The organism is Paenibacillus motobuensis (assembly GCF_039521865.1).
In the GTDB taxonomy this organism is placed as follows: Bacteria; Bacillota; Bacilli; order Paenibacillales; family Paenibacillaceae; genus Fontibacillus; species Fontibacillus motobuensis.
This window is the reverse complement of record NZ_BAAACX010000027.1, coordinates 165,781-174,560: the sequence shown is the minus strand read 5'-3', so window position 1 is coordinate 174,560 and position 8,780 is coordinate 165,781. Positions and strand designations below refer to the sequence as shown.

The 8,780-nt window shown below is 46.0% G+C and carries 6 protein-coding genes; all 6 read left to right on the top strand.

The annotated features are described in order from the left end of the window. Window positions 1-457 precede the first annotated feature (457 nt). The 6 genes from ppc (at window position 458) to glmM (ending at window position 8,739) form a co-directional block, all read left to right on the top strand. Window positions 458-3,253, top strand: a complete 2,796-nt coding sequence (ppc, locus tag ABD014_RS23885; RefSeq protein ID WP_343865622.1) for a phosphoenolpyruvate carboxylase — start codon at window positions 458-460, stop codon at window positions 3,251-3,253. 272 nt (window positions 3,254-3,525) lie between these two features. Then, window positions 3,526-4,122 (top strand): RNA polymerase sigma factor SigW, encoded by a 597-nt coding sequence (gene sigW, locus ABD014_RS23880; RefSeq protein ID WP_068778529.1) that lies wholly within the window; start codon window positions 3,526-3,528, stop codon window positions 4,120-4,122. Window positions 4,123-4,256: 134 nt separating this feature from the next. Further along, the gene (locus tag ABD014_RS23875; protein WP_343865619.1) at window positions 4,257-4,874 is read left to right on the top strand and encodes a zf-HC2 domain-containing protein; all 618 of its coding nucleotides are present in this window, start codon (window positions 4,257-4,259) and stop codon (window positions 4,872-4,874) included. Between the two features lie 286 nt (window positions 4,875-5,160). Then, window positions 5,161-5,994 (top strand): diadenylate cyclase CdaA, encoded by an 834-nt coding sequence (cdaA, locus tag ABD014_RS23870; protein WP_068778527.1) that lies wholly within the window; start codon window positions 5,161-5,163, stop codon window positions 5,992-5,994. Next, window positions 5,987-7,363, top strand: a complete 1,377-nt coding sequence (locus ABD014_RS23865; protein WP_343865616.1) for a CdaR family protein — start codon at window positions 5,987-5,989, stop codon at window positions 7,361-7,363. The genes cdaA and ABD014_RS23865 overlap by 8 nt, the downstream gene beginning before the upstream one ends. Before the next feature lie 35 nt (window positions 7,364-7,398). After that, window positions 7,399-8,739, top strand: a complete 1,341-nt coding sequence (glmM, locus tag ABD014_RS23860; RefSeq protein ID WP_343865614.1) for a phosphoglucosamine mutase — start codon at window positions 7,399-7,401, stop codon at window positions 8,737-8,739. Window positions 8,740-8,780: the final 41 nt, after the last annotated feature.

Genomic DNA, 8,780 nt, shown 5'->3' with positions numbered 1-8,780 from the left:
TGTAGTTCAATGGTAGAACTCCAGCCTTCCAAGCTGGTAGCGTGGGTTCGATTCCCATCACCCGCTCCATACATAGCAGCAACATCATCAGCTCGATGATGTTTTTTGTTATAGATGTAGGATTTATATTCTACATCGTAAGAAGCTCTACCCTCGAATCGCGGTTGCTCTTTCTTTGAACAACTCGGGATGGCGAGCTTAGGTATAATCTTCAAATTTTTAAAGCGTTCAACTTATGGTTCTTAGCTTCCTTGAGAAGGCATTTCTATACCTTCTGATTTTACTGCTTTACAGTATTATCGAAGCGACGCGAGCTTTTGCTCGTGCTGATTTACCTTATTTAACCGTGTCGGATGTTGAATTCTTTACAAATAAAGTGAAGATTTTCAGAGAAGTTTATTGTATTATATTAGGAAGGCTTTAGAAAGACGGAATAGGGATGAAATGGGGGAGAAATATGACTGAAATAGCGGTAACCGCCGGCAAGAGTAATTCGAACAATCTACTAAGGCGCGATATCCGATTCCTCGGAAATATTCTGGGAGAAGTCCTCGTGCATCAAGGCGGCAATGAGCTTCTGGATATTGTCGAGAAAATTAGAGAGACGAGTAAGTCCTTGCGGGCGGTTTTCATACCGGATTTGCATGAAGAGTTTAAACAATTGATAAGCTCTCTTGAACCCGAGATTCGTCACCAAGTAATCCGTGCATTTGCTATTTATTTTCAGTTGGTCAACATCGCTGAACAGAATCATCGGATTCGTCGCAAACGGGATTACGAGCGTTCAGCTGGTGAAGCAGTACAGCGCGGTTCTATTGAGGCTTCCGTTAAAGAGCTGAAGGAACATGGATTCACCTATTATGAAGCGCAGGAGATCATGGAGGGAATGTCTCTGGAGCTCGTCATGACTGCGCATCCTACTGAGGCTAAGCGTCGTGCTATCCTAGATATTCACAAGCGGATTGCTGATGATGTAATGCAGCTTGACAATCCTACGCTTACATTCCGTGAAAGGGAACAATTGAGAGAGAAGCTTCTGAATGAAGTCATTACGCTCTGGCAGACTGACGAATTGAGAGACCGCAAACCAACGGTACTCGATGAGGTCAGAAATGGAATGTATTATTTCCACGAGACGCTGTTCCATGTGCTTCCCGATGTATATCAGGAATTGGAACGCTGCTTGAGCAAATACTATCCGGAGCATCACTGGCATGTGCCAAAATATTTGCGTTTTGGTTCTTGGATCGGTGGAGACCGAGACGGGAATCCTTCAGTAACTGCTGAAGTGACTTGGCAGACTCTGAAAATGCAGCGCAAGATGGCCATTAGGGAGTATCAGCTTGCCCTTGCCGGGATGTTCAAGCATCTGAGCTTTAGTACGTCGATTGTTGATGTGACGGATGAATTAATGGCTTCGATTCAGAAGGATCGGCTCCAGGTTACCCTCCAGAAGACGCCAGAATGGCACAATGAGAAGGAACCGTATCGTATTAAATTATCCTATATGACAGAGAAGCTTCATAATGTTCTTGATGAATCCAAGAATGGGACCTCGGAACGTTATGAGAACGCTCGGGAGCTTATCGCTGATCTAAAAATTATAGACCGCAGTCTGCGACATCATTATGCGGATTATGTGGCGCAAACGCATCTTAGCCAAATGATCCGTCAGGTAGAGCTATTTGGCTTCCATACGGCAACGCTGGACATTCGTCAGCATAGCCAGGAGCATGAGAAAGCTATGACCGAAATCTTGGCCAAGATGAACATTACAAGCAACTATGCGGAGCTGAAGGAAGAGGAGAAGCTGGTGCTGCTTGAGCAGCTGTTGAATGATCCCCGGCCCCTGACTTCACCGTATCAGGAATATAGTGAGAGTACGACAGAGTGTCTCGATGTGTACCGTACGATCTTCAAAGCGCAGAAGGAATTTGGAACCCAGTGTATCACCAGCTATTTGATAAGTATGACGGAAGCAGGCAGCGATATCCTGGAAGTGATGGTCTTCGCCAAAGAAGTGGGTCTGTTCTACAAAGATCCGGATGGCACAGTCGTATGTACACTCCAATCCGTTCCGCTCTTCGAGACGATTGATGATTTGCATGCAGCCCCGGATATCATGAACCGCTTGTTCGAGATGCCGATCTATCGCCAGTCTGTGGCAGCAATGAATGATCTTCAAGAGATCATGCTTGGTTACTCGGATAGTAATAAGGATGGCGGCGTTGTTACAGCAAACTGGGAGCTGCGTGTAGCGATGAAGCAAATCACTGCAACGGGCAAAAAATATGGCGTGAAGCTCAAATATTTCCATGGACGCGGCGGAGCGCTTGGACGTGGCGGAATGCCGCTTAACCGTAGCATTCTAGTGCAGCCGCCTGAGACGATTGGCGGAGGCATCAAGATTACAGAGCAAGGCGAGGTAATCTCCTCCCGTTATTCTCTCAAGGGAATTGCATACCGTAGTCTGGAACAAGCTACTTCGGCGTTAATTAAAGCAGCCATTAACGCGAAGCTGTATGATGAGAATAATCAGCAGGAAGAGGAATGGGATGAGATCATTGCTGGCATCTCGGAGACTTCCTTGACTAAATATCAGGATCTCGTATTCCGTGATCCGGACTTCTTGAAATTCTTCAAAGAATCCACACCGCTTGGCGAAGTGGGCGAACTGAATATCGGTTCTAGACCGTCGAAGCGTAAGAATAGTGATCGCTTTGAGGATCTGCGCGCTATTCCATGGGTATTCGCCTGGACTCAGAGCCGCTATCTATTCCCGGCATGGTACGCTGCGGGAACAAGCCTGTATAACTTCTATCAAGACGATGAGAAGAAGCTGCAAGTTTTGCAGGATATGTATCACAACTCGACCTTCTTCCGTTCCTTGATCGATACACTGCAGCTTGCAATTATCAAAGCGGATCTGGTTATTGCCAAAGAGTATAGCGGAATGTGCAGTGATCAGGAAGTACAAGATCGCGTCTTTGGTAAGATCGAACAGGAATTCAATCTGACCAAGGAAATGGTCCTGAAAATTACCGGGCAGCCTGAAATTCTTGATGATGCGCCAGCGCTTCAGGAATCGATTCGCCAGCGGAATCCTTACGTTGATCCTCTAAGTTATTTGCAGGTACAATTATTGACTGAATTACGTGCTGCTCGTGAACAGGATCGGGATGACGCACTATTGCTTCGTGAAGTACTGCTTACGATTAACGGAATCGCAGCTGGCCTTCGTAATACGGGCTGATAAGTTTAATGTTTCTAATTCAAGCCGGATTCCTCCTAACACGATGGGAGAGTCCGGCTTGTTTCTTTTATATGTGAGATCGTAATAACCCGATGAACTTGATAGAGACTTTTTCTAATATATAAAGTCCCTGGAATCGAGCTAATTCTATTGCTTTTTACAAGCACTTGAATTAACATTTGAATGAAGTACCGGCGATGAACGGGATTTTTCCTGGATTGCTAGATCGGGGAGAAAGCCGGACAGGCATAAGGCTTTGATGGAGCCCGTCCATGGATCTGGAGGAAATTATTGTGGTTGATCATTTTGATACGAGATTGGTCAAGCTGGCGCGTAAAGGCGACCAGGGTGCATTTGCAGAACTCGTTGACTTATACAAAGATAAAATATTTCATTTGGCATATCGGATGTTGTCCAATCGGCATGAAGCTGAAGATATTGTACAGGAGACGTTCCTACGTGTGTACAAGAACTTCAACCGATACGACGAGAAGCAGAAGTTCTCGACTTGGATTTACCGCATTGCGACGAATCTCTGTATAGACCGTCTGCGTAAGCGCAAGCCTAATTACTATCTTGATGCAGGTATGAATGATCAAGAGGGTGTGGATGGCTATGCGCTGATTCCTGGCGACGAGCGGACACCGGAATCGGAATATCTCTTGTCAGAGACGCAAGCGATGATTCATCAGGCGATTGAAGGTCTGCCTGCCAAGTATAAGTCTGTTATCGTTCTAAGATATTTGCAGGAATTGTCGCTTCAAGAGATTGGGGACGTTCTGGACATGCCGGTAACGACGGTCAAGACCAGGGTACACCGGGGGCGTGAATTTTTGCGTAAGAAGCTGGAACACAAGGCGGTTTTTTAAGGGGTATAAAATAAATTTAATTCATTTTGTTTTTTGAAACGTTATTCGATCCGTAACGTAATGTATGTTAGGACGACTACTTCCATACTGCGTATGGTTTTTCCATAGTATTGATATTGAAAGGAATGGCTGATATGGATTGCAAACATGCCTCCACTTTAATGCATGATTATTTCGACGGAGATCTTACGCATGAGCAGGCCGTGGAGCTTAAGGGGCATCTGAATGCTTGTCCCGCATGCAGTACTCGGTTTCAGCAATTGGAACAGACGGAAATGACGTTGTTCGCGACATTGAGGCATGATCGCATCTCTGCTCCAGATGCGCTAGTGAGCCGAATCATGAGTGAGATTCCAAGACAGCGCAAGCAACAGCCATGGCTTCAGGTCATTAAGAGACATCCGGCTTTAACGGCAGCAGCTATTTTCTTGGTAGTCATGCTGTTCAGTGCATTGTCTTTAATGAAGGCTGACAATCAACTAATTGTCAAGGTAGGCGATCTGGATCAGGTAGTCATTAACGGGAATGTCGTTACTGTACCTGAGGGCGCCACTATCACAGGAAATCTCACGGTAGAGAATGGTAACGCTGAAATTCTGGGAAATGTCGAAGGGAATGTGACCGTAGTCGATGGCTCTTATTATCAGGCTTCGACCGCTCATATTTCAGGCAAGGTCAAGAGCATCGATCAGGCTCTGGACTGGATATGGTACAGAATCAGCAACACTTTTTCAGATGTCGCCTATAGGTAAGCAGGAAGTAACAAATAACGGTCTTGGCGCCCTCTTCTAGAAGAAGGCGCTTTTTATTTTTATCGATTAGAGAAAATGCCTATTATTGTGGATGAACCTGTTTTCTTCAAACTTGCATCTGGCCCGGGAACGTTATAACCTAGAGTTTAGGGAAATAATTAAATTCACAGATACAATAAGGTTGATTAATACATTGCTGTATATCTGAGCAGACTTATAAGATATACATAAGCGTCTTCTAGTCAGTCAGAGGGCTTGAATTAGAAGAAAAACCGGGGGTTACACCATGGATTATTTTGCAAATATGGGTTGGCAGGACTGGATCAAGGATATCGTTGATATTCTGATCGTTACTTATATCATTTATCATTTGATTTTGCTCGTACGGGGGACAAGAGCCATCCAATTGCTGAAGGGGCTTCTTGTCTTGGTTCTGATATGGGCGGTTAGTACTTGGTTCGATTTATACACGTTGAAATGGCTGATGAACCAGATGTTCACGTTCGGTGTTGTCGCGATTTTCATCATCTTCCAACCAGAGCTTAGACGAGCCCTGGAGCAGCTTGGACGAGGGAAGTTGTTCAATCGGGGCATTGCAGATGAGGAAGAGTTCGCCCGTGAGCTTAGCGAGATTATTAAAGCGCTGAATTATTTATCACGTAGAAAAATAGGGGCATTAATTGTCTTTGAACGGAATACAGGCATTAACGAGTACACAGAGTCGGGCATTCCGATTCAATCGGTCATCACCTCACAATTGTTGATCAACATCTTCATTCCGAATACTCCACTACATGATGGTGCGGTGATTATTCAAGGGCATAAGATTACGGCCGCGGCCTGTTATTTGCCGTTATCCGAGAACCCATTCATCAGCAAAGAGCTCGGGACGCGCCACCGTGCCGCGATCGGTATTAGTGAGGTAGGTGACGCAGTATCGATCGTCGTCTCGGAAGAGACGGGTCAAATCTCGCTGGCTATCGATGGACAGGTAGTAAGGGATATTAAGGAAGAATCATTGATCTCCAAATTGTATGAAGAGCTTGGCCCGGACTCTAGCCCGAATGACAAGCGTAAGTCCTTCTGGCGTACGAAGGAGGCTGGCAAGAAGAATGGATAAATGGTTGAGTCATAATAATATTGTGAAAATCATTGCACTTGTCTTCAGTATTATCCTGTGGGCTATGGTGCATATCGATAGTGGAACGACAATCGTCACAACTACACCGGATCTAAAGCCCAAGGTTATTAATAATGTTAATATCCAAGTGACGGGCTTTGATACTGATAGGTATGTTCTATATGATTTGAATCCAGACAAAGTAAGGTTGGAGGTAAAGGGTAGAAAAACCGATCTTACGACTAACTTCTCTAACTATAAAGTAAAATTGAACTTGAAGGATGTCGGGCCAGGTACATTTACCTTGCCATTGACGACTGAATTGCCTCCGGGTGTGCAGGCTGTCTCCATAAATCCAGCTTATGTAAAAGTCACGATTGAAGAGAAGCGAACGAAGGAAATACCTGTTTCGATCATCACCAAAGGTATTCCAGAGAAAGGCTTTGAAGTCGGAACTCCGATCTCGACATTGGAGATGGTGAAGGTCACATTGCCGGAGAGCGAGATCGACGATCTACAGAAAGTTCAAGGGGTAGTTGATATAACTGGACTGAATGATTCTCTCAAGGGAAAATCCGTGAAGCTAGTAGCTTATGACAAACAGGGTGAAGTGATGAGAAACGCGGAGATTTCCCCGGAATCCGTCGATGTCGACATCCCTTTTAATAAGACGTATAAGAATATTCCGCTGGAGGTGCGCCAATCAGGGCAACTTCCGGAGGGGTATGTACTGGCTGGTGTCGATACAGATGTGAAAGGGGTTGTCGTATACGGGCCCAAAGAGGCTATGGATAAGATTACGGCTTACCCAATCACCGTTAATCTGAATAATTATAATGGTAACCCAGAAATGAAATATACTGTGGACTTGACTCCGCCTGAAGGATTTGAGAAAATCGAGCCTAGTTCTGTGCAAGTGACGATCAAGGTTGAGCCAGCTTCACAGAAGATAATCGATAACATACCGATCTCTCTAACTAATCTGGGCCCGAATCTCACAGCTAGATTCATACAGCCCTCTGATAAGAAGCTCTCTCTGACGGTTATGGGTACGAGTGAGCAGCTTAGTGGACTGAAAGCGAAGGACATAACACTTGAGGCTGACTTATCTAAAATAGGCGCGGGTATACACTCCGTGCCTTTAAAGGTAACGCTGCCTAATTATGTGAAGTTGGTAGAGTCGGGTACTGCGCTTGAGATCGAAGTGGAGTTGACGGAGAAAGATTCGCATCCGGCTACGACGGATCCCGAAGAGCCGCCAAGTCATAATACGGATGGGACTGATACGGGACCATCAAATGGTACTGGGGATAATGGAGCTACAGATTCGAACATAGGGAATAGCAGTGAAAGCGATAGTGGGGGTTAATTATAGGCTTCACAAATTACTTGAGGAGTGAAATCATGGGGAAGTATTTTGGAACGGATGGAGTAAGGGGAATAGCAAATCAGGAATTAACAGCTGAATTAGCATATCGAATTGGCCGCTGTGGCGGGTATGTACTGACAGGCCAGGCAGCTAAGCCGAAGGTAGTTATAGGTATGGATACACGGATCTCCGGCGTTATGCTGGAATCGGCTCTGGTCGCCGGCCTGCTATCGATTGGTGCGGATGTTGTTCGGCTCGGCGTAGTTACTACACCAGCGGTTGCTCTATTAACTCGAATGCTCAAGGCGGATGCAGGGGTTATGATCTCAGCGTCACATAATCCGGTAGAGGACAACGGGATCAAGTTCTTTGGTAGCGACGGCTTCAAGCTGCTGGATGAGACGGAACTGAAGATTGAGGAACTCTTGGATAAAGAGACAGATGAGCTTCCTCGTCCTATCGGCGGTGGGCTTGGTTCGGTCACGGTGGATTATGATTCCAAGCTGAAATATTTGGAGTACTTGAAGAAGACGATTAGCCACTCCTTTGAAGGCCTGAAGGTAGTGCTTGATTGTGCGAATGGTGCAGCTTATGAGCTGGCTCCAAGACTGTTCAGAGAGCTTGGCGCTGAAGTTCATACCATAGGTGCTGAACCAAACGGGCTTAACATTAACGATCATTGCGGTTCGACGCATCCAGAGCTTTTGAAGGAAGAGGTTCTTCGTCTTGGGGCCCATATCGGCCTGGCCTTTGATGGGGATGCCGATCGTCTAATTGCTATAGATGAGCATGGCGAGGAAGTAGATGGAGACTATATTCTCTGCATCTGCGGGCATGCGATGAATCAGGCTGGCAAGCTGAAGGATAGTACGGTCGTCTCGACGGTTATGAGTAACTTCGGATTCTACAAGGCGATGAAGAAGCTATCTCTGAATACGGAGCAGACTGCGGTTGGTGACCGTTATGTTATGGCTGAGATGATCCGCGGTGGATATAATCTGGGCGGGGAACAGTCCGGGCACGTCATTTTCCTCGATCATAACACGACCGGCGATGGTATTCTGACAGCCATTCAATTGGCAGACACACTGCTGGCTTCTGGTCAACCGCTAAGCGAGTTGAAGAAGGTGATGAAGAAGTATCCGCAGGTGCTTGTAAATGTCCGTGTACAGGATAAGAGCAAGTATGCAGGGAATGCCGCCATCGAGGAAGCTGTAGCTGCTGTAGAGCGCAAGCTTGGCGATAACGGCCGCGTCTTGGTACGTCCATCTGGAACGGAATCGCTGATCCGTGTTATGGCAGAAGGACCAGACAAGGAGGAAATCGAACGGTTAGTTGCGGAAATTGTAGCAGTAGTAGAGACGGAATTGGTATAATCTATTTTTTATAATGAGTAGAGCCGCCAGGCAGTGGTGTT

What these genes read in the sequence shown, in the direction of transcription:
- glmM (WP_343865614.1), top strand. Translation starts at nt 7,399, where the DNA reads ATGGGGAAGTATTTTGGAACGGATGGAGTAAGGGGAATAGCAAATCAG.
- ABD014_RS23875 (WP_343865619.1), top strand. Translation starts at nt 4,257, where the DNA reads ATGGATTGCAAACATGCCTCCACTTTAATGCATGATTATTTCGACGGA.
- ppc (WP_343865622.1), top strand. Translation starts at nt 458, where the DNA reads ATGACTGAAATAGCGGTAACCGCCGGCAAGAGTAATTCGAACAATCTA.
- ABD014_RS23865 (WP_343865616.1), top strand. Translation starts at nt 5,987, where the DNA reads ATGGATAAATGGTTGAGTCATAATAATATTGTGAAAATCATTGCACTT.
- cdaA (WP_068778527.1), top strand. Translation starts at nt 5,161, where the DNA reads ATGGATTATTTTGCAAATATGGGTTGGCAGGACTGGATCAAGGATATC.
- sigW (WP_068778529.1), top strand. Translation starts at nt 3,526, where the DNA reads ATGGATCTGGAGGAAATTATTGTGGTTGATCATTTTGATACGAGATTG.